The sequence below is a fragment of the Mesorhizobium sp. LNHC229A00 genome (assembly GCF_000502415.1).
Lineage (GTDB): Bacteria > Pseudomonadota > Alphaproteobacteria > Rhizobiales > Rhizobiaceae > Mesorhizobium.
In genome coordinates, this window is record NZ_AYWQ01000012.1 from 119,427 (window position 1) to 144,815 (window position 25,389).

The 25,389-nt window shown below is 62.0% G+C and carries 25 protein-coding genes, 1 tRNA gene and 3 pseudogenes; 20 read left to right on the top strand and 9 right to left on the bottom strand.

Annotation, left to right across the window (positions count from 1 at the left end; translation table 11 throughout):
* The first annotated feature begins 616 nt into the window (after positions 1–616).
* From X742_RS148130 to mgtE, 3 genes are all read left to right on the top strand, one after another.
* Positions 617–1,297 carry a DsbA family protein gene (locus X742_RS148130; protein WP_023773721.1) on the top strand — a complete coding sequence of 227 codons (681 nt, stop codon included), beginning with the start codon at positions 617–619 and terminating at the stop codon, positions 1,295–1,297.
* A gap of 541 nt (positions 1,298–1,838) precedes the next feature.
* Complete coding sequence (locus tag X742_RS148125; protein ID WP_023773722.1) at positions 1,839–3,731, top strand: ABC transporter ATP-binding protein/permease; 1,893 nt, start codon at positions 1,839–1,841, stop codon at positions 3,729–3,731.
* Between the two features lie 269 nt (positions 3,732–4,000).
* On the top strand, positions 4,001–5,365 hold the full coding sequence (mgtE, locus tag X742_RS148120; protein WP_023773723.1) for a magnesium transporter: 1,365 nt from the start codon (positions 4,001–4,003) through the stop codon (positions 5,363–5,365).
* A gap of 56 nt (positions 5,366–5,421) precedes the next feature.
* Here mgtE and gor read toward each other — a convergent pair whose 3' ends face one another.
* The 3 genes from gor to rpiA form a co-directional block, all read right to left on the bottom strand.
* A complete protein-coding gene (gene gor, locus X742_RS148115; RefSeq protein ID WP_023773724.1) occupies positions 5,422–6,813 on the bottom strand; it encodes a glutathione-disulfide reductase in 1,392 nt (463 codons plus the stop codon).
* A 116-nt stretch (positions 6,814–6,929) separates the two neighbouring features.
* Positions 6,930–7,544 (bottom strand): DUF2059 domain-containing protein, encoded by a 615-nt coding sequence (locus tag X742_RS148110; protein ID WP_023773725.1) that lies wholly within the window; start codon positions 7,542–7,544, stop codon positions 6,930–6,932.
* Positions 7,531–8,262: a ribose-5-phosphate isomerase RpiA gene (rpiA, locus tag X742_RS148105; RefSeq protein WP_023773726.1), complete on the bottom strand. Its 732-nt coding sequence runs from the start codon at positions 8,260–8,262 to the stop codon at positions 7,531–7,533. The genes X742_RS148110 and rpiA overlap by 14 nt, the downstream gene beginning before the upstream one ends.
* Before the next feature lie 253 nt (positions 8,263–8,515).
* On the opposite strand from rpiA, the gene X742_RS148100 reads away from it, so the two are divergent.
* The 5 genes from X742_RS148100 to X742_RS148080 all read left to right on the top strand — a co-directional run bounded on the left by X742_RS148100 (position 8,516) and on the right by X742_RS148080 (position 11,288).
* Positions 8,516–9,199, top strand: a complete 684-nt coding sequence (locus X742_RS148100) for a phosphoglycolate phosphatase (RefSeq protein WP_023773727.1) — start codon at positions 8,516–8,518, stop codon at positions 9,197–9,199.
* Positions 9,200–9,337: 138 nt separating this feature from the next.
* Positions 9,338–9,412: transfer RNA gene (locus tag X742_RS148095), tRNA-Val, on the top strand.
* Between the two features lie 150 nt (positions 9,413–9,562).
* A complete protein-coding gene (locus X742_RS148090; protein ID WP_023773728.1) occupies positions 9,563–9,820 on the top strand; it encodes a PepSY domain-containing protein in 258 nt (85 codons plus the stop codon).
* A 145-nt stretch (positions 9,821–9,965) separates the two neighbouring features.
* Complete coding sequence (locus X742_RS148085; RefSeq protein WP_245275587.1) at positions 9,966–10,706, top strand: lysozyme inhibitor LprI family protein; 741 nt, start codon at positions 9,966–9,968, stop codon at positions 10,704–10,706.
* A 105-nt stretch (positions 10,707–10,811) separates the two neighbouring features.
* On the top strand, positions 10,812–11,288 hold the full coding sequence (locus tag X742_RS148080) for a hypothetical protein (RefSeq protein WP_023773730.1): 477 nt from the start codon (positions 10,812–10,814) through the stop codon (positions 11,286–11,288).
* A 3-nt stretch (positions 11,289–11,291) separates the two neighbouring features.
* On the opposite strand, the gene X742_RS148075 is transcribed toward X742_RS148080, so the two are convergent.
* From X742_RS148075 to X742_RS1000000174885, 3 genes and pseudogenes are all read right to left on the bottom strand, one after another.
* Complete coding sequence (locus tag X742_RS148075; RefSeq protein ID WP_023773731.1) at positions 11,292–13,175, bottom strand: murein L,D-transpeptidase; 1,884 nt, start codon at positions 13,173–13,175, stop codon at positions 11,292–11,294.
* A 226-nt stretch (positions 13,176–13,401) separates the two neighbouring features.
* A pseudogene (locus X742_RS1000000172825) lies at positions 13,402–13,681 on the bottom strand (SDR family oxidoreductase); the annotation flags it as partial.
* A 188-nt stretch (positions 13,682–13,869) separates the two neighbouring features.
* Positions 13,870–14,169 (bottom strand): hypothetical protein, encoded by a 300-nt coding sequence (locus X742_RS1000000174885; RefSeq protein WP_023773734.1) that lies wholly within the window; start codon positions 14,167–14,169, stop codon positions 13,870–13,872.
* A 53-nt stretch (positions 14,170–14,222) separates the two neighbouring features.
* Between X742_RS1000000174885 and X742_RS148065 the strand changes: the two genes are divergently transcribed.
* Complete coding sequence (locus X742_RS148065; RefSeq protein WP_023773735.1) at positions 14,223–14,618, top strand: rhodanese-like domain-containing protein; 396 nt, start codon at positions 14,223–14,225, stop codon at positions 14,616–14,618.
* A 12-nt stretch (positions 14,619–14,630) separates the two neighbouring features.
* Here X742_RS148065 and X742_RS148060 read toward each other — a convergent pair whose 3' ends face one another.
* Complete coding sequence (locus tag X742_RS148060) at positions 14,631–15,542, bottom strand: alpha/beta fold hydrolase (protein WP_023773736.1); 912 nt, start codon at positions 15,540–15,542, stop codon at positions 14,631–14,633.
* A gap of 47 nt (positions 15,543–15,589) precedes the next feature.
* Between X742_RS148060 and X742_RS148055 the strand changes: the two genes are divergently transcribed.
* A complete protein-coding gene (locus X742_RS148055) occupies positions 15,590–16,042 on the top strand; it encodes a MarR family transcriptional regulator (protein ID WP_023773737.1) in 453 nt (150 codons plus the stop codon).
* 16 nt (positions 16,043–16,058) lie between these two features.
* On the opposite strand, the gene X742_RS148050 is transcribed toward X742_RS148055, so the two are convergent.
* On the bottom strand, positions 16,059–16,670 hold the full coding sequence (locus tag X742_RS148050) for a pyridoxamine 5'-phosphate oxidase family protein (protein ID WP_023773738.1): 612 nt from the start codon (positions 16,668–16,670) through the stop codon (positions 16,059–16,061).
* A gap of 62 nt (positions 16,671–16,732) precedes the next feature.
* Positions 16,733–17,086 (bottom strand): DUF971 domain-containing protein, encoded by a 354-nt coding sequence (locus X742_RS148045; RefSeq protein WP_023773739.1) that lies wholly within the window; start codon positions 17,084–17,086, stop codon positions 16,733–16,735.
* 193 nt (positions 17,087–17,279) lie between these two features.
* On the opposite strand from X742_RS148045, the gene moaA reads away from it, so the two are divergent.
* From moaA to X742_RS148005, 10 genes and pseudogenes are all read left to right on the top strand, one after another.
* On the top strand, positions 17,280–18,275 hold the full coding sequence (gene moaA / locus X742_RS148040; protein WP_023773740.1) for a GTP 3',8-cyclase MoaA: 996 nt from the start codon (positions 17,280–17,282) through the stop codon (positions 18,273–18,275).
* Between the two features lie 516 nt (positions 18,276–18,791).
* Positions 18,792–18,950 carry a hypothetical protein gene (locus X742_RS1000000175890; protein WP_245275588.1) on the top strand — a complete coding sequence of 53 codons (159 nt, stop codon included), beginning with the start codon at positions 18,792–18,794 and terminating at the stop codon, positions 18,948–18,950.
* Between the two features lie 136 nt (positions 18,951–19,086).
* On the top strand, positions 19,087–19,446 hold the full coding sequence (locus X742_RS148035; protein WP_023773741.1) for a hypothetical protein: 360 nt from the start codon (positions 19,087–19,089) through the stop codon (positions 19,444–19,446).
* A 175-nt stretch (positions 19,447–19,621) separates the two neighbouring features.
* Positions 19,622–20,542, top strand: a pseudogene (locus X742_RS01000000170395) (DMT family transporter).
* A gap of 53 nt (positions 20,543–20,595) precedes the next feature.
* Positions 20,596–21,222 carry a molybdenum cofactor guanylyltransferase MobA gene (gene mobA, locus X742_RS148030; RefSeq protein ID WP_023773742.1) on the top strand — a complete coding sequence of 209 codons (627 nt, stop codon included), beginning with the start codon at positions 20,596–20,598 and terminating at the stop codon, positions 21,220–21,222.
* Positions 21,219–21,728, top strand: coding sequence for a molybdopterin-guanine dinucleotide biosynthesis protein B (gene mobB, locus X742_RS148025; protein ID WP_023773743.1), 510 nt, complete (start codon positions 21,219–21,221; stop codon positions 21,726–21,728). The genes mobA and mobB overlap by 4 nt, the downstream gene beginning before the upstream one ends.
* Before the next feature lie 159 nt (positions 21,729–21,887).
* Entirely contained in the window at positions 21,888–22,673 is a 786-nt protein-coding gene (locus tag X742_RS148020) for an ABC transporter substrate-binding protein (protein ID WP_023773744.1), read from the top strand.
* 74 nt (positions 22,674–22,747) lie between these two features.
* Positions 22,748–23,440, top strand: a pseudogene (locus tag X742_RS148015) (ABC transporter permease); the annotation flags it as partial.
* 137 nt (positions 23,441–23,577) lie between these two features.
* A complete protein-coding gene (locus X742_RS148010) occupies positions 23,578–24,402 on the top strand; it encodes an ABC transporter permease (protein ID WP_023773746.1) in 825 nt (274 codons plus the stop codon).
* 113 nt (positions 24,403–24,515) lie between these two features.
* On the top strand, positions 24,516–25,385 hold the full coding sequence (locus X742_RS148005; protein ID WP_023773747.1) for an NAD(P)-dependent oxidoreductase: 870 nt from the start codon (positions 24,516–24,518) through the stop codon (positions 25,383–25,385).
* Positions 25,386–25,389: the final 4 nt, after the last annotated feature.

The following is a 25,389-nucleotide window of genomic DNA, read 5'->3' on the forward strand; positions in this document are numbered from 1 at the left end:
CGGTTCGGGGCAGGACCGCAAGGTGCTGAAGACCGCTTTCGATCTTCTGAAAAGCATCGGCTACCATGTGCAGGACGGCACGATGATCGATTCCGACGGCAAACCTTTCGGCTTCGAGATTCTGACCGCCTCGCAGGATGAAGAACGTCTGGCCGGCATCTATCAGCGCACGCTTGAGAAGATCGGCATCAATGTCAGCATCCGCGGCCTGGACGGCGACCAGATCCAGTCGCGCAAGCAGCGTTTCGATTTCGAGGTCCTGATCGGCTCCAGCGGCTTCAACAATTCGCTGTCTCCTGGGATCGAGCAGATCGGGCGCTGGTCGTCCGCCGCGGCCAGGACCGAGGGATCGTTCAACCTCGCCGGTGTCGCCGATCCGGCGATCGATGCGGCCATCGACGCAATGCTGCGAGCCCGTTCGAAAGAAGATTACGTCGCCGCGGTTCGCGTTCTCGACCGGCTGCTGATCTCCGGCAATTACATGGTGCCGATGCAGTACAATACGCAGCAGTGGCTTGCTTACTGGAATTATCTGGAACATCCGCGCAAGACGCCCATATTCGGTTATCAGCTGCCAACATGGTGGCGCAAACCGAACTGAAACCCGGAGATCGAGATGAGCGAAGCGAACGCCATAACCGTCGATGTGGTGTCGGATGTCGTCTGCCCGTGGTGCTTCATCGGTCAGAAGCGGCTGGACAAGGCGATCGCCGCGGCCGGCGATGTCGAAGTGCATGTACGCTGGCGGCCGTTCCAGCTCGATCCAACCATTCCGCCGCAAGGCAAGGACCGCCACGACTATATGCTAGCCAAGTTCGGCAGCGACGAGCGCATTCGCGAAATTCACGCCCGCATCGAACCGCTTGGCGACTCTGAAGGTATTTCCTTTGCTTTCGACGCCATTAAGGTGGCGCCGAACACGCTCGACGCGCATCGGCTGATCCGCTGGGCCGGTGCCGCCGGCGAGGACGTTCAGAACCGACTGGTGCGCCGCCTGTTCCAGCTGAATTTCGAGGAGGGCGTCAATATCGGCGATCACACCGTCTTGGTCGAAGCTGCCCGCGAGGCCGGAATGGACGCCGCTGTTGTTGAAACGCTCTTGCCGAGTGACGCTGATGTCGAGGCGGTTCGCACGGAAATCGCCACCGCGTCGCGCATGGGCATCACAGGCGTGCCGTGCTTCCTGCTCGAGGACAAATATGCCGTGATGGGCGCGCAGGATGCCGACACGTTGGCCGATGCGATCCGTCAGGTCGGGGCGGCCAAGGCGCGTGGCGAGTTGGAGAAGGTTGTCTGAGGGCCCGCGGACGCCACTTCTCCTCCATTTTGGCGTAGCTGATGAAAGAGCCGCTTGCCATTGGGCCGGTGCGGATCACCCATTTGATCGACAAATGGGCAAGAGAACGATCCTGCACTCCCGCTGTTCCAATGCGATACTGGCGACTTCGCCGCAGCACGGAATCGGCGTTGATCCCCGGCCCTCATGATTTTTTGAATCACGAAACCGTGTGCCAGGTTTCCCCAGGGGAAGATCGACAGCAGCCCCGTTCGCCGCGTCCAAGCTGCTGAAACCTTTCAAGATTTTCTGATCGTCGGCCCTCCGTTTTGCTGGCGATTGATCTTCAATCTGTTGCCTCAGTGCAACGGCCGCGAGAGCAATCCCATAGGCCTGGTTTAAAAATTAATGGAAAATGATCAATTGGTGTTACCATCCGTAACAAAACAAAAAAGGTTTGGGCGGGATCGTGATTCGGATCGGCAGGCGATCGCAAGAGTCAGTACCGGATGGACTACGCAGCGACGCCGCAGGGCGGTCGCATTTGACGCCGGTATCCTCGATGCGCAATTTCTGGGGGCTCGTGCGAGCCTACTGGATCTCGGACCGCTGGAAGGAAGCCTGGGCGCTGACGCTGGTGATAGCCTTGCTCACAGCGCTGTCCAGCAAGGCTAGCGTGTGGTTCGCCATGGCGTCGGGCGAATTGGTCAATTCGATCGCCTTCCTGCACGATGCGGCCAACACCAGCCCCTTGGAGACAATCCTGACCAACGCCGGCATACTGGTGCTGCTGGTCATGCTCAAGGATGTCGGCTTCACCGGTGTGCGCAATCTCGTCTCGGCAACTTTGCATCGCAAATGGCGTGGCTGGCTGAACGACCAATTCAACCAGGCCTTGCTCGACGGCAACCATACCCATTTTCACGCTCAACATGGTTCCGCGGACGGCGGCATCGTTGCGCCCGACAATGTCGACCAGCGCATCCAGGAATCGATCAAGGACATGACCGGCGGTGCGATCGGCCTCGCCATGGGCGTGCTGGGGTTGGCGACTTCGCTCTACTTTATAGGCCAGAACCTGTTGCAGTCGTCAGTGGAGGTCAAAGGCCTGGAGTTCCTTGGGAGCTATGGGAGCGCTGTTCTCGCCCTTCTCGCGGTTGCCACATACGTCCCCCTCAACACCTGGATCGCCGTCAAGCTCGGCAGCCTGCTGGAACGGCTCAATATTCGCATGCAGAAGGCCGAGGGAAGTTATCGTAGCGAACTGACGACGTTCCTGCGCCGCAGCTTCCATGTCGCCGCCTCGCATGGCGAGGGCGTGCAGAAGAGGATGCACGACCGGCTCTATGTCGACATCGATCGCACCTGGGGGCGGCTGAATGTCGTCAACACCAGCTATATGTCGTTCGAGCTGATCTACAACTTCGTCGGCGCCCGTATCGTCGCCTATGCTCCAGGCCTTGTGCCGTTCATCCACAGCCGCTTGGACTATAAAGGCTACATCACCGGCTCTGAAATGGTCGCCCAACTCATCAGCCAGTGTTCCTGGTTCATCCATGTCATGCCCGCCATCGCCACGCTGCGCGCCAACAGCGAGCGCGTGACGGAGCTCGCCAACGCGATCGAGAAAGTCCAGTACCCGCAGGAATTCTACAGCCAGAGCGGCCGTTCCGACTTCCACTACGCCAGCCAGAATCCGGTCTTCGGCCTGACCATCCAGAAGCTGGAGCTGGCGCATCAGGGTGAGGATGCGACACCGTTCCTAAGTTCCGCCAACCTGCGCTTCCGGCGCGGCGAATGGACCTTCCTGAAAGGCGAATCCGGGTGCGGCAAGACCTCGCTGATCAAGGCGATCAACGGCCTCTGGCCCTATGGCCGCGGCACCATCGTCTTCCCGGAGGGAGTCAAGAGCTTCTATGCCGCCCAGGAGGTCAAGCTGCCGCAGGTGTCGCTGAAACAGCTGGTCTGCCTGCCAGGCTCCGAAGGTGACCATGGCGATACCCAGGTCGCGTCGGCACTGCACAAGGCTGGCCTTGGCGATTTCATCGAACACATGGCCAATGAAAGCCGCGAGGGCAAGAGCTGGGATCAAGTCCTCTCGGGCGGCCAGAAGCAGAAGCTGGTGGTGGCTCGTATCATCCTGCAGCAACCGGGCCTGCTGTTCCTTGACGAGGCCACCGGGGCTCTCGACCCTGACGGCAAGATTGCCTTCCACCAGGCCATCAAGGACAACTGCCCCGATGTGACGGTGATCAGTGTCATGCACGAAGCCGTGGCACCGAGATCTGCGGCCGGGACCGAGTTCTACCACTCGATGGTCCTGATCGCCGACGGCGTCGCAACCAAGAGGCCGCTTGCCCCGAGCCTGCCGCTGGAACTCACCACGATCCTGGCCCAGCCAAGGCCGGTCGAGGACAAATGGACGCGTTTCTCGCGCCGGCTGAAGCAGAAATAACGGCGATGTCACCGTGGCTTGCCACGGTGACCGATCCACGGTGATCACAGTCTCGCGAATAGAGCCGTTCGGCACTGTTTCCTTCCTCACGGCGATTGACTCGGCAAGGCGCGCTCTTATGTTGCGCCGGCTTGCAGCAGTCAAAAGCGAACCCGCAAGCAGAAAGGTCACCGCGCCATGCCTGGCGACAGTCACAGTCGAACGCAACCGCCGTCCGCCTAGACGTGACCTGAATGGTTCATGTCCTGCCGGACGGCAAGGAGTGAGCCATGAACGATTTTTTCCCCGTAGCGGACGACGAGGCCGTCGCCATCGCCCGCATCCTTGCCAACGATCACGTCGCCGACCTTGTCGACGTGCTCAACCATGAATCGCGCGAAACCGCGACGGAGCTGCTTTGCGCCGTACCCTTCGAACGGCTGGTCGAGATTTTCGACCAGCCTGAGCTCGAAGGCGCGGCCGAACTGGCGGGGGCCCTGCCCCGTCCCAAGGCGAGCAAGCTGCTCACAGCCATGTCCGTCGACCGCGCGGCCGACATCCTGCGCGAGCTCGACGAGCCGGCACGCTCCGAGCTGCTCGGTGCGCTGGCGCCGCCGCTGCGCGCCACCCTGCTTTCCATTCTGGGCTATCCCGAAGGCAGCGCCGCCTCGATCATGACGACGGAGTTCGTCAGCGTGCCCTCCGACTGGACCGTCGGACGCACGCTCGACTACATCCGCAAGGTCGAACGGACGCGCGAGACCGTCTATGCAATCTACATCGTCGATCCGCGGACAAATCTCCTGGTGCGGTCGACGGGCTTGCGTCGGCTCATCACCGGTGAACCGGACGACCCGATCCTGTCGGTAGCGCCGGATCGCGTGCCGGTGACGGTCACTCCGCTGACGGATCGTGAACACCTGGCGCAGACGATCTCCAAATACGATCTGCTCGCCGTCCCGGTCGTCGACAACGGCAAGATCCTCGGCATCGTCACCATCGACGACATCATCGACGCGATGATCGAGGAGACGACCGAAGACGTGCATCGCTTTGGCGGCATGGAGGCTTTGGACGAGCCGTATATGAAGATGAGCTTTCTCGCCATGATCAAGAAGCGCGGTGGTTGGCTCTGTGCGCTGTTCATCAGCGAGATGCTGACGGCCAATGCCATGCAAAGCTATGAGGGCGAGTTGGAGAAAGCGATCGTGCTGACGCTGTTCATCCCGCTGATCATGAGCTCCGGCGGCAATTCCGGCTCGCAGGCGACCTCGCTGGTCATCCGCGCGTTGGCGCTGCGCGAAATCGGCCTTCGTGATTGGTGGCGGGTGGCGTTGCGCGAACTGCCTACCGGTCTCGTGCTCGGCGCCATGCTGGGCGTGGTGGGCGTCTGCCGCATCGCGCTCTGGCAGTATGTGGGCTTCTATGACTATGGCCCGCACTGGCTGCTGATTGCCGCAACGGTTGGTGCCGCACTGATCGGCATCGTCACCTTCGGTTCGCTGTCGGGATCGATGCTGCCTTTCGCCCTGAAACGGATCGGTTTCGACCCAGCCAGTGCATCCGCGCCGTTCGTCGCCACGCTGGTCGATGTCACCGGACTGGTGATCTATTTCTCGGTGGCGCTCGTCATCCTGCGCGGCACCTTGCTGTAGCGGTTCGACCGCCGCCGCCGGCCATGGCTGGCGGCGGCAGAGCCGCGTCAGGCACGTCAGACGCGCTCGCCGTCCTTCACCCGATAGGTCGGCTTGTACATGGTGACGAGCTCTTCGGAGGCGGTCGGGTGCACGGCCATCGTGCGGTCGAAGTCGTCCTTGGTCAGTCCGGCCTTCAGAGGGATGCCGAGCAGCTGTGCCATTTCGCCGGCATCCGGCCCCAATATGTGGGCGCCGAGAACCCTGCGCGAAGCGCCATCGACGACCAGCTTTATCAGCATCTTTTCGTCACGGCCCGACAACGTGTGCCGCATCGGCCGGAAGCTGGCGCGGTAGATTTCGATATCGGCGAAGCGCTTGACGGCTTCGTCTTCCGACAGGCCGACCGTGCCGATTTCCGGTTGCGAGAAGACAGCCGTTGCGATCGTGTCGTGGTCGGGCGCCGTCGGATTGTCCTTGAAGGCCGTCTCGACGAAGCACATGGCTTCGTGAATCGCCACCGGGGTCAGCTGCACGCGGTTGGTGACATCGCCGATCGCCCAGATATTGTCGATGTTGGTGCGGGAATACGGGTCGACCTTGATCGCACCGGTCGCGGCGGTCATCTCGATGCCTATGCCTTCGAGGCCCATATTCTCGGTGTTGGGGATGCGGCCGATGGCCAGCATCACCTGATCTACCGTCAGTACCTGCCCCCCGATGAGCTGCGCGTCGAGCCGCCCGTCCGGCCGCTTGCTGACCGATTCGGAGACGGAATGGCAAAGGATCTTTATCCCCTTCTTCTCCATCGTCTCATGCAGCGTGCGCCGCAGGTCCATGTCGAAGCGGCCGAGGATTTCCTTGCCGCGATAGACCAGCGTGGTGTCTACGCCGAGGCCATGGAAGATGTTGGCGAACTCGACCGCGATATAGCCGCCGCCCTCGATCATGATCGCCTTTGGCAGTTCCTTGAGGTCGAAAGCCTCATTGGAAAAGATGCAGTGTTCGTGGCCGGGCAGCGCCGGATGCGCCGCCGGACGGCCGCCGGTGGCGATCAGGATCTGATCGGCGGTGACGGTGCGATCCTCACGCAGGAGGTGGATCACGTGCGGGTCGACGATCATCGCCCGCGTGTGAAACGTCTCGCCACCCGAACCCTCGACATTCTTCTTGTAGATCGCTTCCAGGCGGCTGATCTCGCGGTCCTTGTTGGCTACCAGCGTCTGCCAGTCGAAACTGGCTTTCGGCACTGTCCAGCCATAGCCGACGGCATCGGCGAAATGCTCGGGAAATTGCGAGGCATAGACATAGAGCTTCTTCGGCACGCAGCCCCTGATGACGCAGGTCCCACCGAAACGGGATTCTTCGGCAATGCCGACGCGTTTGCCGAGCGCTGCGGCGACCCGCGCTGCCCTCACCCCTCCAGAGCCGCCGCCGATGACGAAGAGGTCGTAGTCATAACCGGCCATGAAGCGGCTCCTTGAACGCCAAAATGCGACTGACAGGTAGGCCGCAAACCGTCAAAAGAAAAGCCCGGACAAGCCGGGCTTCACAGATGGCCGCAAGGCCGTCGAAAAGATCTCGATCAGTTCTGCGTGCCGTCCGCGGGCGCAGAACCGTCGGCGGGGGCTGCGCTATCCGCCGGAGCAGCACCGTCCGCGGGAGCGGTCGCATCGGCGGGTGCGGCCGGCGCCTTGGCTTTTGCCGCCGCAGCCAGAGTCTCGCCGACTTGCTGGGCGAGATCGCGCGCTACGCCGTTCTGCCAGATGTCGGCGGCCTTGACGAGGTCACGCGTCACGGTCGGGCCGCTGTCGAGCAGCTTCTTGCCGGACTCGGAGCTGTAGAACGCCGCGATGTCGGAGAGCTCCTTTTCGGAAAACACCTTCGCATAGGCAAGAGCCGCTTCCTTCTCGAGATCCGCACGGCGCGAGGCCATCGCCAGTGCCTTCTCGTTGATCGTCTTGCCGATCAGTTCCTGCATGTCAGGGTTCTTCTGGATAAGCTGCGATTCGAGCGCCGCGGCGGCCTGCGGCAGGATGTTGTCGAACGGGTCGGTCGCATGGATCGCGGCGACCGCGGCGCGTGCGGCCTTCAGATGCGATTCCGTGACGTCCTGCGCGAAGACAGGCGAGGAGAACGCGAAGACGGCCGAAGCCGCCACAAGGACGGAAAGACGGCGAACCCGGTTATGCAACATCATGATCGGTAGAACTCCCTGGTTTTCGGGCGGCATGGACAGTTTGGATACCGTCGCCGCCGGCGATGATGGCCGCTGACGCCAGCCCGATGAAAAGACCATGCTCAACCACGCCAGGAATGGCGTGGAGAGCATTCGAAAGCGCTCTTGTATCCGGAATGCGGCCAAAAGATGCATCCAGGATAAAATGGCCGCCGTCTGTAACAAAAGGCTGGCTCCCCGTCATCCTCAATGTCACCGCACCGGAAAGGCCGAGATTTCCAGCCGCCATGGTCACGGCGATCTCGGTCGCGCGCAGGCCGAACCGGTTGACTTCGATCGGAAGCGGAAACCGGCCGAGTGTCTCGACCATCTTCGAACGGTCGGCGATGACGATCATGCGCTGCGAGGCCGCGGCCACGATCTTCTCGCGCAGCAGCGCGCCGCCGCCGCCCTTGATCAATGTCAGTTCCGGGTCGACCTCGTCGGCACCGTCGACGGTGAGATCGAGCTCGGGCGTTTCCCCCAGCGTCGACAGCGGCACGCCGAGTTCGCGGCACAGCGCGGCAGTGCGTTCAGAGGTCGGCACGCCTGTTATGGTCATGCCGGTGGCGACCTTGTCGGCAAGCAGCCGCACGAACTCCTCGGCAGTGGTGCCGGTGCCGATGCCGAGCCGCATGCCGTCGCTGACATGGGCAAGGGCCGCCCGCGCGGCCTCGACCTTCAATAGCCTCGCATCCATGCTGCTTTGCTGCCCCGAAACCGAATGCATGTCGCCCAAAATGACCTCGGCTTTGGGAAAACGACATGCATGAAAGATAAAGACCAGAAGCGCGCCGCATGAGTCCGTTCGACGCGACGCGCTTCAGCGTTTTCGGCTCCTAGCATTTTTGCAAGCCGGGTCAAAGCCCTTGGGGCCGTCTCGCCGGTCTGCTTGCCTTAACGCGTCGCAGCCGCTATCGCCTGCCCATGCACAAACCTGCGCAGGATGGATCATGACTCGCCCGATCATCGTGTTCGACCTCGATGGAACGCTGATTGACACGGCGCCGGACCTGCTCGACAGCCTCAACCACAGCCTGGCGGCCAGCGAACTGTCGGCGGTCGACGAAGCCGGCTTTAAACGCTTCGTCGGCCATGGCGGTCGGGTGATGATCGAACGGGCGCATGCCGCGCAGCAACGATCCCTCAAGGTCGAGGAGCACGACCGGCTGCTGAAACTGTTCCTCGATCACTACACCGACAACATTCCGGGCAAATCCCGCCCCTACCCCGGCGTGATCGAGGCGATTGCCCGTTTTGAGAAGGCCGGCTATCTGCTGGCCATCTGCACGAACAAATACCAGGCCAATTCGCTGGCGCTGATCGAAGCACTCGGCTTGACCAGGCATTTCGCGGCAATTGCCGGGCAGGACACGTTCGCGTTCCGCAAGCCCGATCCGCGCCACCTGATCGAGACCATCAAACTCGCCGGCGGAGATCCGCACCGCGCCCTGATGGTCGGCGATTCGCAAACCGATATCGACACCGCCAAGGCCGCCGGCATTCCTGTCGTCGCCGTCGATTTCGGCTACACCGACCGTCATGTGCGCGAGTTCGAGCCCTCGGCGGTGATATCGCATTTCGATGCGTTGACACTCGATCTGGCGCAAAGGTTGATCGGCGCCGCCGCACACTGAGCGCCGACGATGAAAACTCTACGGAACGGGCCTTGGCGAGACCGCAAATCCGATCTGTGTGACAACACCAGACGCTGCCTTGACTTAATGGGTCGGCCTCCCTTATATCGCGGCTCGCTTGGCCTTCGGGCAACGAGCGGGCGATTAGCTCAGCGGGAGAGCACACCCTTCACACGGGTGGGGTCGCAGGTTCAATCCCTGCATCGCCCACCATCTTTGCTGAACATCACATCGGCAGCTACAGCCCGTCTTTTCCCTTTGGCGCGGGGCCTTTCTGCACAGGCGCTCAACGCCGGGACACCCACGTGCGGAACAAACCTGCATGACAGCGAGTTTCCTTGCGTCGAAACTTGAGGGAAAACCATGTCCAGATTTCTGCTTGCGGCCTCCGTCGCCGTTCTTTTCGCCGCCGGACCCGCCTTTGCCGCGGACGAAACTGCACTGCCGCCACCCAATGCCAAGAAGCTGTCGGAGATCATCGCCAAGGTCGAGCAGCGTGACGGGTTTCGCTACGTGAAAGAGGTCGACTGGGACAAGGACGGCTACACCGTCACCTACTATACCTCGGACAAGGCGAAGGTCGAAATCGTCTTCGATCCTGTGACGGCCGAACCAAAATAAGGTTCGTATGACATCCCCGTCGCGAATGCGCTGCGTCCGCGTATTCTCAAAGACGAAACCAGCGTCAAAATTGTCCATCCCTGGAGTATGTTAGGCTCCGGCGCCGGGTCGCGCCTTGGGCAATCCTGCTGGCTTGGGGGCCATGATGCGATGTTTCGTTAGACCCTATCTTCTGTCTGTATTGGCCATCGTCCCAGCCGGCGGCTTCCTTGCCGTTTCTCCGGCATCGGCGGACGGGCCGTCCTTCGACTGCGGCAAGGCAAACCTGCCGGCGGAAAAGGCGATCTGCGCCGACACGCAATTGTCGGCGATCGATCTGCTGGTTTCGAAGGCCTACAAGGAATTCGAGCCGGCGTTCGGCGGCGACAAGCGCAAGATTGCCCGCGGGCTGATCGCTGATCGCAATGCTTGCAAGAGCGATACCGCCTGTATCGCCAGCGCGCTCAACAACGCCTTGCAGACCTATGGAAATGTGCCGTCTTGGATGCAGGACTACACCATCGCGCTGATCGGCAAGAAGGCGCTGGACGCCGCCGCGCGGAACCCCGGCAATAAGGACCAGCCCCTGCCCTCGGTGATCGGCCAATGCGCGTCGACGCATATCGAGACGCTGACCACGCGGCTTGGCGACGATCCGCTGGAAACGGCTACTCCCGAAGCGGGCAGCGCGGCCACATTCACCAATGGCGGCGGGGCCGTGTCCTATGATCGCGAGGCTGGCCTTGCCGCCTCGAAGGTGGGTGAACCCGTCGTCATGTGCTTGATCTCCATTCCCAGGGACTGTCCCAAGGACGACGACCGTGGCCGGGTTTATTATTCCGTCGACCTCGTCGCGAAAGGCTCCTGGGCTCTCCCGGATTCGCAGCATATGTGCGGCGGCGCCTGAGCTGCGGGATTTCACCAGCGGGCCCAGGCGTGTTCCGTCTCCCCTTGCGTCAATTCGCCATTGATGGCTGATTGTGGAAGGACCGGGCTTCAGGGTGGGGTGGGCATGTCGACTGCGAAGCACTTGATGAAGCGCGTCCTCATGATGCTGGCCGGCTATCTCGTCGCCATACTGGTTGGTCTGATCGCCGTCGTGGCGATCTATGCCGCGTTGAGTTCCCTGCCCAACGCGCCAGCCTATTTCGACCTCTTGGGGGTCTCGCCGATCGCCGCCTTTGTGGTACCGCCGCTCGGCATGTTCATCTATTTCCTGACCATCGTGGTAACCGCGCCTCAGACGCTGATTTTTGCGCTGATCGCTGAATTCTTCTCTCTTCGCAGCGCTATGCTGCACATGGTCTTCGGCGCCGCGGCTGCGGCCGGAGGTTTCTTCCTGATCTGGCCGAGCGCGGCGGAGGAAGTGGATCTGGAGCGCTGGGCCGACATCGGCATCATAGCCGCCGCCGGTCTGGTTGCCGGGCTGATCTATTGGCTGATCGCCGGGCGCGACGCCGGTTTCAGGCGCTCGCTGTCGGAGCGATAACGACTAGCTCGAGGGTGAGCGCACCGCCTCGGTTGCGTCCAGGGCCTGCTTCAGCCGGGAATCGCGATCGTAGACGTCGCTGAAATACTCTACCTTGCCGGACATGTCGGGCCAGGCGGTGAAATAAGCGACATAGACTGGGATATCGCGTGTCACATCCTCGGTCGAGTGTCCGTGCTTCAGCTTCTCCGCGATATAATCGACCGAGGTGCCGAGCACTGCAGCCGCCATGCCGCGCGGATCCTGCAGGCGCACGCAGCCATGGCTGAGCGCGCGCATATCCTGCTTGAAGAACGATTTCTGGGGCGTGTCGTGCATATAGATCGCATGCTTGTTGGGGAACAGGATCTTCAGTTCGCCCAGCGCATTGGCCTCGCTCGGCTGCTGGCGCACATTATAGGGAATGTTGGCGCCATAAGCGCCCCAGTTCACCGCCGACGAAGGGATGCGCTTGCCGCGTGAATCCGTCACCTCGTAGCCGGCCCGGTCAAGATAGCCGGGATCGCCGCGCAACCTCGGCAGCATTTCGTTTACGATGATCGACTGCGGCACGCCCCAGTAGGGGTGGAAATCGACCTGCTTGATCTGGTCGTAGAAGAAGGCGGTCTGGTTGGTGACGCGGCCGACGACCGCGCGCGTCTTCAATTTTTCCTGGCCGTCGTCGATATAGCTCGCGGTGAAAGCAGGCTGGTTGATGAAAACACGCGGGCTGCCGAGATCGGAAGGCAGCCAGCGCAATTCTTCCAGCGCCACCTCCACCTTCAGCAGCCTGTCGGCCTTCGACGTCCCGGCTAGTGTGGCGACCGTGCGTGGACCGATGACGCCGTCGCCCTTCATGCCTTCCTTCTGCTGCACCGCCTTGATCAGCGGCACCAGCTCGGGAACGTAGACTTCGCTGGTTGCCAGCCGCGACAGGACCTCGCCATAGGTGCCGCCCATTTCGTCATCGAGATTACGCGCGATCAGCGACAGCAGCTTCGGCAATTCGGGGCTGGTTTCGCCTGGCTTCAACAGCAGCTTGGGATCGACGACGATTTCGTTCTCGGCGCTCGCCTGCAGCGCTTCCAGTTCGACGCGCAGCGCCTGATATTCCGCATTCTGCGGATGGCGCGATTCCAGATAGGTGCGAACCTCCTGGGTATGCGCCAGAGTCTTCAGCGCGCCGATCATGTCGAGCGGCTTGGCCGGGAAATCGTAGTAGCCGGTCATGCGGTTCGGCTCGACACGGCCATTCTGGGCGTCATGCGCATAGCGCAGGGCACGTGCCGACAGCGCCATCTCGAAACGCACGAGCTCCTTCAGCTTGGCTGCGTCATCCGCCGAGGACGAACTGGCGGCTGGCACATCGACCGTGTAGTCGGCAGGCGTGAGGCCGTAGCTTGCAGCCTCGCCAAGCACCCGCACCGCATCCTGCGCGCGGTTGTTCGGGGTGGTCCCGGTCACCCAGATGAAATCCGGGTTGGCCGAGTAATACGCGATCAGCGCCTTGGCGATGTCGGGCTCGGCATAGAGTTCATAGTCGGCGAGCCCGGCAATGGCTTCATGGAAGGCAGCACCCGTGGCCGAAGGCACGAAAGCGGCGTCTTGCGGCGTAGCCGGCTGCGGCGCCGTCGCCAGCGTCGAGAAGTCGACACGCACCAGCTTGTCGGCTTTGTAAGTATAGTAGGACGGACTGCTGATCCTCACGCCGCCGCCGGCCGGAGCGTTCGGCTGGGGTTTGTGCTTTGGCGGAGGAGGCGGAAACTCGCCTTTCGGCTCATGCCTGATGCCACCGCCGAATAGCATGTCGAAAAATCCCTGGGCCCCTGCCTGAGGCATGCCGAAAGCCAGCGTCGCCGTAATCGCCACCAGCGGCATCACGGTTGCTTTGTTACCGAGGAATTTCATCGATCACCCGCTCCGGTCGTAACCGGTTCCCGTTCCGCACGCTAGACCGTCCCGCTCACCGCATGGCGGATGTAAGGCGCGACTATACCGATTCATACCGATTTCGTTAAGCTTTCATAAATTTCGGCAGGGCTGTTGCCGAACGGTTTCACAACATCGTGACGGCCGGCGCGACCGAACTGGCGCTCCGGCCGCGGGAATCCCGGCGCCTCACGCGTTTGCGCCTTCCGTCGATGGTCAGCGCGGCTCCGGTGACGAACCGGGCCCTCCGGCCCGGCGAGCCAGGCAACCATGCCGGCGATATCGTCCGCCTCGCCGAATCGCGGGGTGGCCATCTTCTGGCGCTAATGCTTGGCATGCGGGCCGTCGGCCGGGTTCATGTCGGTGTCGGTCGAACCGGGATGGACGACATTGGCGGTGATGCCGCGTGACCCGAGGTCGCGGGCCAATGCCTTGGTCAGGCCGACCGGCGCCGCCTTGCTGGCCGAGTAGGCTCCCAGGCTGGAGCCTCTATGCCGCCTATGGCGGCAAGGAGGCCCTGTTCCTCGAGGCGACCGCCCTCTATTCCCGCGTGGAGGGCGCCGACATCTGGCTCGCGCTGGAAAAGGCGCCAACGGCGCGGCTTGCGATCGAGCGGTGTTGCGCCGGACCGCGAAGGCCTATTCGCAAAGTGATCGTCCGCAGGGCTGCCTGATTACGCTGGGGTGCGCTGCACGAAGATTCGAGCCGGGGCGCGATCTGCGCGGATTTGCGGCGCCCGCGCGCCGAGAATCTTACCGCGCTGAAGAAGCGTCTGGAGCGCGCAGTGGCCGAGGGTGAATTGCCTGCCGACTTCGATTGCCGTGCAGCCGCGATCTTTTTCGCAACGGTCCAGCATGGCATGTCGATTCAGGCGCGTGACGGCACTTCCCGCGCCGCCCTGATGGCGACGGTAGCCGGGCAATGGCCGCTTGGAAGACCATGGCCGGCATCGTCGGAGCGTGACAAACACCATCCGTTGTGCTCGAAATCCGACTTGCCAGCAAACCCGCGGCCGGAGGGGACCACGTGAAAAAAGGATATCGCGAACTGCTGGATGAGGCCAACGCCGAGATCGAAGTGGTTTCGCCCGAGGAAGCGGCAGGGCTGCTTGAGGACGAAGACACCATTTTCGTCGATCTGCGCGATCCTCGTGAAATCGAACGCGACGGCGGAATTCCCGGCGCCAAGCACGTCACGCGTGGCATGCTGGAGTTCTGGATCGATCCCGAAAGCCCCTACCACAAGCCCTTCTTCGCTTCCGGAAAAAGCTTCGTCTTCTTCTGCGCCGGCGGCTGGCGTTCAGCGCTGGCCACCAAGACGGCGCAGGACATGGGTCTTTCCCCGGTCAAGCACATCCTCGGCGGCTACACGGCCTGGAAGGCAGCTGGACTGCCTGTAGCACCCGGAGACAAGAAGAAATAGCCTGATGACCGCTCAGTTGAGCAGCGACGGGTTCTGCTGCGTGGTCATGAAGCCGACGGCGCGTTCAACCACGCCCTTGTCGGTCAGAATGCGGCGGTGGCCGAGCCCCTCGGCCCAGTGCAGCCGCACATGGTCGCCGGCGCCGGCATAGCGTCGTGCATGTTCAGCCGGCACCTCCCGGTCGTCGGGCGCGTGGATGACCAACGTCGGCACGGGCGCCTGGGCGAGCTGCCGGTCACCGGTGAACTCGTGCAGCGGCCGGCCGGAGAGATATTCGACGCGGTCAGCCATGGCGACCTGCGAGCGGGGACCGACATTGAGCATCCGGCTGAAGTCGGCGAAGATTGCCGGCAGCGAGCTTGGTGCCGCGATTAGCACAAGACGTGCGGCCGACAGCGGTGGGATGTCCTTGACGGAGCCGGCGATCGCATTGGCTGCAACGGCGCCTCCGAAGGAATGGCCGACGGCAGCCACGAACGGCCCAAACCATTCGCCGGCCATTCTTGCGGCCTCGACGGCATTGACCATGTTCAGGTGCCTGCCCTGCGAATGGCCATGACCGGGAAGATCGAGCGAGACGACCTTGTAGCCGGCAGCGCGAAAACCTTCGATCAGCACGCGCATATATTCGGTACGCGAGCGCCAGCCATGGATGACGAGGACGGTGCCGGCGGACTCGCGGCCCGGCTCGGGGCGGAATTCATGAACCATGACGCAGCCGGTCGCGGTCTTCAGCCGGTGATGGCGCGCCTCGGCCATGAACTCCGCGGCGCGGTCGATGGCGCGGCGCTCGCCCTCGGTCAGTGTCCTGGTGCTTGGCGTACGGCAGAACAATTCGAAAGCCGCGCGCCCGGTGATGCGCGGCGCGACATGTTCGGCCGCACCAAACACACCTCGGATGACCTTCAGCCCGAATGATGCCATAGTCAGAATCCATCCATACGTTCAAGCATGAACATAATAGTTCAAAGATGAACAATAAACAAGAGCTACCCTGGGACAACCCGCGTTTTCGCAACTGGGTCGCGGTGGCGCGCGCCTGCCATGTGCTGGAGCGCACGCTCGCGGTGAAACTTGCGCCGCTCGACCTGAAGCCGGCGCAGCTCGACGTGCTGATGAACCTCTACCGTCACCCAGGCATGTCGCAGCACGACCTCGCCCGCAAGCTGCTCGTGGGCCGCTCCAACATCACCATGCTGTTGCCGCAGTTGGAGACGCGTGGCCTGCTGCGGCGCGAAGGCGATGAGAAGGACAAGCGCATCTTGCGGCTTACGCTGACCGAAACCGGCGAGGCGCTGCTGATGCGGGCGCTGAAAGTGCATATGGCGCTGATCGAGAAGGCGATGAGCCAGTCGACGCCGGAACAATGCGACATGATCGGCGAGCAGATGCGCAAGATCTATGACGTGCTGAACGAGGCGTGATCGCCCTTTCAGGCGATCACCACATCGACTTCTTCGCCCGCTCCGGCCACTCCCTGTCGTAGGTTTCGCCGTCGATATTCTTGAGGCTGGTGATTTCCAAAATCCTTCCGGGTGTCGGCAGCGACTTCGGGTCGACATGCTTGGCGGGGTTCCACAGTTCCGACCGCACGATGGCGCGAGCGCACTGGAAATAGACCGAATCGACATCGATCACGGTGACCGAACGCGCCGGCTTGCCGTCGACCATGAACGACGCGCACAGCGCTGGGTCCGTGGTGATATGGGCTCGTCCGTTGATGCGCAGCGTCGTGCCGGAGCCCGGCACCAGGAACAGCAGGGCGACGCGCGGATCCCTGATGATGTTCTTCAGCGAATCGGCACGGTTGTTGCCGCGCCGGTCCGGCATCATCAGCGTTTTCGCATCGACGATGCGCACGAAGCCCGCGAGATCGCCGCGCGGCGAACAATCCAGCCCCTCCGGACCGCTGGTGGCTAGCGCGACAAAGGGCGAGGCTTCGATAAAGGCGGCGTATTCTGGGATGACATGGTCGAGTTCCTTGACCACCGAGGCCTCGCCCGGCAATCCGTAACTGGCTTCGAGTTGTTCGACTGTGGTGATGACCGACATTTTTCGTCTCCCGTTCCGCCGCCCTACTCCCGATCGGTGACGTTTTGACGACGCAATGGCGGCTAACGATCGCGGCTCAGGCCCTTCTCGGCGAGTTCCGCGAGATAGCCATTCCAGCGCGCATGCTTCTCGTGGCCGAGCGTGTGCAGGTAATTCCAGGTGAAGATGCCGGTGTCATGGAAGTCGTCAAAGGTGATGCGCACCGCGTAATTGCCGACCGGCTCGATCTTCAGGATGGCCACATCGCGTTTGCCGGGAACCGTCACCCGCTGTTCGGGCGAATGGCCCTGCACCTCCGCGGAAGGGGACGCCACGCGCAGCAGTTCCGCCGGCAGCTCGAACGGCTGATGGCTGGGAAAGGTCACGGTGAGCAGCTTGCGGTCCTTGGAGACCCTCAGTTCTTTCGGCGCCGTCATGGTCGATCCTGCATGAATTTGCCCTTCCCTACGCTGCTTCGCGCCGTGCGAAAAGGTATGGGATTGTGCCGACACGCGATGTCGGTCGCGGAATGTTACCAAAGATCTAGGCCTGCTATCTTGAATGGCGGGCTGCATCGTATCACATAGCTGTATATAACGGCGCCGTTAACGGCCACGGAAACGCTCGAACATGAACATGATCGACCCCTTCGGTCGCACGATCAGCTATCTCAGAGTGTCGGTCACCGACCGCTGCGATTTCCGCTGCACCTATTGCATGGCCGAGGATATGGCCTTCCTGCCCAAGAAGGACCTGCTGTCGCTAGAAGAACTCGACCGGCTCTGCACCGTGTTCATCGAAAAGGGTGTCAAACGGTTGCGCCTCACCGGCGGTGAGCCGCTGGTGCGCAAGAACATCATGCATCTGGTGCGCCAGCTTTCGCGGCACCTCGACAGCGGCGCACTGGAAGAACTGACGCTGACCACCAACGGTTCGCAGCTTTCGCGCTTCGCCGCCGAGCTCGCCGATTGCGGCGTCAAGCGCATCAATGTTTCGCTCGACACGCTCGATGCCGACAAGTTCCACGCCATCACCCGCTGGGGTCATCTTGGCAAGGTCATGACGGGCATTGATGCCGCCCAGGCGGCTGGACTGAAAGTCAAGCTCAACGCGGTGGCGCTGAAGGATTTCAACGACGCCGAACTGCCCGAAATGATGCGCTGGGCGCATGGCCGCGGCATGGACCTGACCGTCATCGAAACCATGCCGATGGGCGAGATCGACGCCGATCGCACCGACCAGTACTTGCCGCTGTCGCTGCTGCGTGCATCGCTCGAGCGCCAGTTCACGCTGACCGACATCCCCTTCAAGACCGGTGGCCCGGCCCGCTATGTCCAAGTCGCCGAGACCGGTGGAAAACTCGGCTTCATCACGCCGATGACGCATAATTTCTGCGAAAGCTGCAACCGGGTCAGGCTGACTTGCACGGGCACGCTCTATATGTGCCTTGGCCAGGAAGACGCAGCCGACCTGCGCACCCCGTTGCGCGCGTCCGAAGGCAATGAACTGGTTGCCGACGCTATAGACGAAGCCATCGGCCGCAAGCCAAAGGGCCATGACTTCATCATCGACCGCCGCACCAGCCGTCCGTCGGTGTCTCGGCACATGAGTGTCACGGGCGGCTGACCTTGTCGCCTGTCCGTGCGAGAACGCCTTGCAATGATCGGCTCCGGGGTAAGGCATGCGACGGCTCTACTCAATCGTCATATCTCTTGCCGCGGTCTCGGCGAATACCGCGTTTGCCGCGCAATTCACCTACGTGAACGAGCGCTTCGGCACCGTTTGCACCTTCCGCGACGATATCTTCACCGATCGCCAGCCCGAGCCTGAGAACGGCGACGGCCAGGTATGGCTGAGCGCGGACGGGGCCAGCCTGACATGCTCCGGTATCCCAGACATCGACCATGAGACGCCGAAAGACTTTGTCGTCGGCGAAAAGACGAGCAATGAGCCTGGCTACAAGNGCCCGAGCCTGAGAACGGCGACGGCCAGGTATGGCTGAGCGCGGACGGGGCCAGCCTGACATGCTCCGGCATCCCAGACATCGACCATGAGACGCCGAAAGACTTTGTCGTCGGCGAAAAGACGAGCAATGAGCCTGGCTACAAGGTCACCTACGGCAAGGCCGGCAAGGATTGGGCCGTGCTGTCGGGCGTGAAGAACGGAAAGATTTTTTACGAGCGGCGGCTGTTTGGCGGGGATGGCGTCATCCGCACGGTCTGGATCGACTATCCGCCGGCGCTGAAATCGAAATATGACCCGCTGGTCGGCGCCATCGCTGGCAGCCTTAAGGGACCATGAACCGTTCGGGCCAAGAGTATTTTAGCCACACCGCAAACAAATATCTGTCGGCAAATGTCGGTCTGATTTACTGGTCATGGTTTCCCGCCTACCCTCCGCCCCGTAGCGATTCATCGCGTTCTCGGGGGATTACATCATGCGCAAACTCCTTCTCGCTTTTGCCTTGCTCGGCTTGGCTACCCTGCCGGCGGCTGCCCAGTCGATCGGCGGCACTTACACCGTCGCCGGCACCAATTTCGATGGTTCGTCCTATGGCGGCGAAGCCACCATCGCGCTGACCAGCGGCACCACCTGCACGATCCATTGGGAGACGGGCGGTTCTTCTTCCGATGGCATCTGCATGCGCAACGACAACGCGTTCTCAGCTGGCTACGCAATGGGCAAGGATATCGGCCTCGTCGTCTACAAGGTCGAGGATGACGGGTCGCTGCATGGTTTGTGGACCATCGCCGGCAAGGAGGGGAACGGCACCGAGGTGCTGACACCCAAGAAGTAGACAATCCCTCATCTGCACCATGTCGGGAGGCGATGCCGCCTTCCGACAGAATTCGTATCTCGCCCAGAAGATTCACGCCGGCGAAGATAGATATCCGGTCCTGGCCCAGCCCTTTGCCGTTGCTGTTTCGTGGTGGGCTGTTACAGGCTTGCTTGCCAAAGCAACGGTAGATGTCTTGCCCCTTTCCCCAAATCTTCGCGGCGCGTTGTTCATGGTGGTGGCGATGGTTGGCTTCACGCTCAACGACGCCATCACCAAATACTCTTCGGAGTCGATGACCATGGCGCAGGTCATGTTGATCAGAGGGGCGTTCGCCTCGCTGTTCGTCGGACTGCTGGCTTGACAACGTGGCGCACTTTTTCAGCCGCGCCTGATGCTGCAGCCGCTGGTGGCGGTCCGTGTCCTGGGCGAAGCGGGCGCTACCGTGTCCTTCCTGGTCGCGCTCGCCCATTTGCCGATCGGCAGCGTTTCAGCCGTTCTCCAAGCGCTGCCGCTGGCGGTGACGATGGGCGCGGCGCTGTTTTTCGGTGAAGCGGTCGGCTGGCGGCGCTGGCTGGCGATCGCTATCGGGTTTGCCGGGGTCATCATCATCGTGCGGCCGGGTTTCGAGGGCTTCAGCATTTACTCGCTGGTGGCGCTGGCATCCGTCGCCTGCTGCACGGTGCGGGACCTTGCCACCAAGCGCATCCCCCAGGCCATCCCGACGATGCTGGTCTCGACCGCCACCGCGCTGGCCATGACCGTCGTCGGTGCGTTTCTGTTGACGCCGATGGGTGGCTGGACACCGATGACCGGCAAAAGCACGGTGCTGCTGGCGCTGGCCGCGGTGCTGGTGCTCATCGGCTACCAATTCATCATCATGGCGATGCGATCGGGTGAGATCTCCTTCATCGCTCCGTTCCGCTACACGGCGCTCCTCTGGTCGATACTGCTTGGCTTGACTATTTTCGGTGACATACCGGACGTGCCGATGATTGCCGGCGCGGCAATAGTTGTTGGCTCGGGGCTCTATACGCTTTATCGCGAGCGGATGGTCGGCCGGCGGAAGATCGTCGCCGAAAGCACCGGCCCGGCCATGGCGCCGGAAGGACTCTAGCACCCCTTGAAGCCGCTTGCGATTTCCCCCGGCTGGCGTACAGGCTGGATGGCATGAAGCGGGATATCGCTGGGATCATCCTGGCAGGTGGCCAGTCGAGGCGGATGGGCGGTGGCGACAAGGCGTTGTTGCCGCTGGGCGGCGGCTGCGTGCTCGACAAGGTGCTGTCGCGATTTGGCCCGCAGCTCGAGATCCTGGCGCTCAGCGCCAATGGCGATCCGGCGCGGTTCGCCCGGTTCGGGCTGCCGGTGCTTGCCGATGCCATCGAAGGCTTTGCCGGGCCGCTTGCCGGAATCCTGACCGGCCTGGAATGGGCCGCCGCCGCACTGCCTTGCAAGCCGATCGTCACCGCGGCCGGCGACACGCCTTTCCTGCCGCTGGATCTCGTCGACCGTCTGGCGGCGGCAGCGGATGAACATCCCGGTTCTATCGCCGTCGCCTCTTCGGCGGGCCGGCGGCATCCGACCTTCGCGCTGTGGCCAACCGGATGCCGCGATGCCTTGCGGCATTTCCTGGTCGATCAGGACAACAGGCGCGTGTCGGCCTTTATCGAACAACACGGCCATGTCGACGTGGAATTCCCTGTCCGGCAATCCGTCGGAATCGATCCTTTCTTCAACATCAATGTCCCGGACGATCTTGCCCAGGCCGAACAGCTGTTGCAGAGCATGTCGCCATGAACAGACGCATCTTCGGCATCACCGGCTGGAAAAACTCCGGCAAGACCACACTGACGGAAAGGCTGGTCGCGGAGCTTGTGCGGCGCGGCTGGAAGGTCTCGACGGTCAAACATGCTCATCATCATTTCGACATCGACAAGCCCGGCGCGGACAGCTTCCGCCACCGGCAGGCGGGTGCTACCGAGGTTGCGATAGTATCGGGCAATCGCTGGGCGCTGATGCACGAATTGCGTGGCGAGCGAGAGCCGCCGCTGGACGCCATCCTGTCGCGGCTCGCCCCCTGCGACATCGTGCTGGTCGAAGGCTACAAGCGCGAATCCCACCGCAAGATCGAAACGAGGCGGCTGGAAGCGAAGGACCGTACGCCGCTTGCGGTGGGTGATCCCAATATTGTCGCCGTCGCCGCGGATTTCGCTATCACCGACCAGAGCCTGCCGGTGTTCGACCTCGACGACGCAAAATCCATAGCCGACTTCATCGAGCGCACGACCGGCCTCGTTGCTTGAGAAGTAACGTAACGGTAGAAGCCCATTACCGGTTTCGGCGGTTTTGCGGTTGCTTTTTTCTTGGAAAGAGTGGGAGTATCGGCTCAGCGGGCGGTCAAAAAGCACAGCCCCACAGAGCCGTTTCGGAACGACGGCCGGGACCATAAAGAGAGGACTATCATGCGTATTGCACTGCGTATCGCGCTCGCCGCATCGGCTGCGCTGCTGACGCTCGGCGTAGCCCAGGCCCAGGAGAAGACCCTGCGGATTGGCACCGAAGGCGCCTACCCCCCCTTCAACAACCTCACCGCGGACGGCCAGCTTGTCGGCTTCGACATCGACATCGCCAAGGCGCTTTGCGATGAGATGAAGGTCAAGTGCACCTTCGTCGCCCAGGATTGGGACGGCATCATTCCCGCACTTCAGGCCGGCAAGTTCGACGCCATCGTCGCCTCGATGTCGATCACGCCGGAGAGGCAGGAGAAGGTCGACTTCTCGCACAAATACTACAACACCCCGTCGGCAATCGCCGTGCCGAAGGATTCGCCGCTCAAGGGCGTGACCAAGGAAGACCTCGCCGGAAAGAATATCGGCGTCGCCACCACGACAACCCATTTCAACTATGCCTCGAAGACCTACACGGACAGCACCATCAAGGGCTATCCGAGCAGCCCCGAGGAACAGGCTGACCTCGCCAATGGCCGTCTCGACGCCATCGAGGACGATATCGTAGTGCTGCAGCAGTTTCTGGATTCGCCTGAAGGCGCCTGCTGCAAGATTCTCGGCCAGCCCTCGCCGCAACCTGTCGAAATTTTCGGACCTGGCGCCGGCATCGCCGTTCGAAAGGGCGATACCGACCTGGTCAACAAGTTGAATTCCGCCATCGACGCCATCCGCGCAAACGGAAAATATAAGGAAATCAACGACAAGTACTTTAAGTTCGACGTCTACGGCGCCGAGTCCTGATCATCATTGCCAAGGCGGCGGGGTTTCCCTGCCGCCTTGTTCATCTCGGGAGCGCCGTGGGGTAAGGCCAGTCAATGCCAGTCCAAAGCATATGGACGCTGCTCAGTTGGGGACCGGAGGGCTGGAGTGACGATATTGCCTATGGTGCGTTGGTCACCATCGCGCTCGCGCTTGCAACGCTGCCGATCGGCCTGACGATCGGCTTTTTCGTGGCCTGGGCCAAGCAGTCCGAAGAACCGTCGCTGCGGCTGGCCGCCAACATCTACACCACCATGTTTCGCGGCCTGCCGGAATTGGTGACGCTGTTCCTGTTTTTCTTCGGCATGCCCATCCTGCTGCAATACGTCATCCGCCTCTTCAAACCGGAGGCAACGATCGATGTCGACAGCTTCATCGCAGGCATGATCGTGCTGTCGCTGATCTTTTCTTCCTACGCCAGCGAGGTATTCCTCTCCGCCTTTCGCGCCATTCCGAAGGGCCAGTATGAAGGCGGCTACGCAATCGGCCTGTCGAAATGGCTTACCATGCGCAAGGTGATCCTGCCGCAGCTGCTGCGCATCGCCTTTCCCGGCCTTGAGAATTGCTGGCTGAGCCTGCTCAAGGACACCGCCCTCGTCTCGGTCGTCAACCTCGCTGAAACCCTGCGCAATGCCGGCGTGGCGGCACGTGTCACCAAGCATTCCTTCCTGTTTTACAGCGTCGCCGCACTGGTTTTCCTCGTCCTGGCGATCCTGTCCTCNCGACGCTCTTCCGATCTCCTGCGCAATGCCGGCGTGGCGGCACGTGTCACCAAGCATTCCTTCCTGTTTTACAGCGTCGCCGCACTGGTTTTCCTCGTCCTGGCGATCCTGTCCTCCATCGCGACCGGGTTCATCTTGCGCTCGCTAGGGCGGAGGGAGGCACGATGAGCGTCACGGAAGCGATCTCGGTCGACCGCCCGCCGCCGCGGGCACGCGGCTGGCCGCGCACCCGCATCGTCGGTTACGCACTCGTCGGCCTCTGGATCCTCTTCGGCCTCGGTATCCTCGCCTATCTCGTCTACGCCTGGAATGGCGAGTTCTTTGCCAGATATGCACCCGCCTATCTGCAGGGACTGTGGACCACGCTGTCGCTCGTCGCGATCTCGATGGTGGCCGGCGCGATCTTTTCGCTGCCCGTCACCTATGGCCGCATGTCGAAGAACCGGTTCTTGTCCGGCCTTGCCTATTGCTATGTCTATTTCTTCCGCGGCACACCGCTGCTCGTCCAAGTCTACCTCGTTTACTATGGCTTGGGCTCTTTCCGGCTGCAACTCGAGTCCATCGGGCTGTGGTGGTTCTTCCGCGAGGCCTTTAACTGCGGCGTGTTTGCCTTTGCGCTCAACACCGCGGCCTACCAGGCCGAAATCCTCCGCGGCGCCATCGAGAGTGTTCCCAGGGGCCAATGGGAAGGTGCTGCCTCGCTCGGTCTGCACAAGCTGCAGACGCTGCGCAAGGTCATCCTGCCGCAGGCGTTCATCGTGGGCTTGCGGCCCTACGGCAATGAACTGGTTCTGATGATCAAGGCCTCGGCCATCGTCGCCATCATCACGGTCTATGACCTGATGGGCAATGCGAAGCTTGCCTACGCCAAATCCTTCGATTTCCAGGCCTATGTCTGGGTCGCCATCGTCTATCTGGTGATGGTCGAAATCCTGCGCCATGGCGTCGAATGGATCGAGCGCAGGATTACGATCCACCTCAATCGCTGAGCCGTTCCCGATCGGCCTGTGCCAGTCGATGCCGCAGCGCGCGCCTTGACGAATTCGTCGCATGGCCTAGAGCTTCCGCAGCTGAAATCTCTTTTCCGTCGGAAGGACAAGGCATGGCATCGGTGGCATTTCTCGGTCTTGGCGTCATGGGCTATCCCATGGCCGGACACCTGAAGAACAAGGGTGGCCACGAAGTGACCGTCTACAACCGCACCCAGGCCAAAGCTGAGCAGTGGGTCGCCCAACATGGCGGCGGCTTTGCCGCGACGCCGGCCCAGGTCGCCGAGGGCAAGGATTTCGTTTTTTCCTGTGTCGGCAACGATGACGACCTGCGTTCCGTGACCACAGGCCCCGCGGGAGCCTTCAAGTCGATGAAGAAAGGTTCGGTCTTCATCGATAACACCACGGCTTCGGCTGAAGTCGCGCGCGAACTGGCCGAAGCCGCGCAATCGGGCGGCTTCTCATTTCTCGACGCGCCCGTCTCCGGTGGCCAGGCCGGCGCCGAGAACGGTGTGCTGACCGTCATGGTCGGCGGCGATGAGGCCGCCTTCGACAGGGCCAGGCCAGTTATCGACGCTTTTGCTCGCATGGTTGGACTGATGGGATCGGCGGGCGCCGGGCAGCTCACCAAGATGATCAACCAGATCTGTATCGCCGGGCTGGTGCAGGGGCTTTCGGAAGGCATCCATTTCGGCAAGAAGGCAGGTCTCGACATTGAGAAGGTCATCGAGGTGATTTCCAAGGGCGCGGCCGGTTCCTGGCAGATGGAAAACCGGCACAAGACCATGAACGCCGGCAAATATGACTTCGGTTTCGCCGTCGACTGGATGCGCAAGGATCTCGGCATCTGCCTTGAAGAGGCCGATCGCAACGGGGCCAGGCTGCCGGTGACCGCGCTGGTCGACCAGTTCTACAAGGACGTACAGGCGATGGGCGGCAAGCGCTGGGACACGTCTTCGCTGCTGGCGCGGCTGGAGAGGTAGGCGC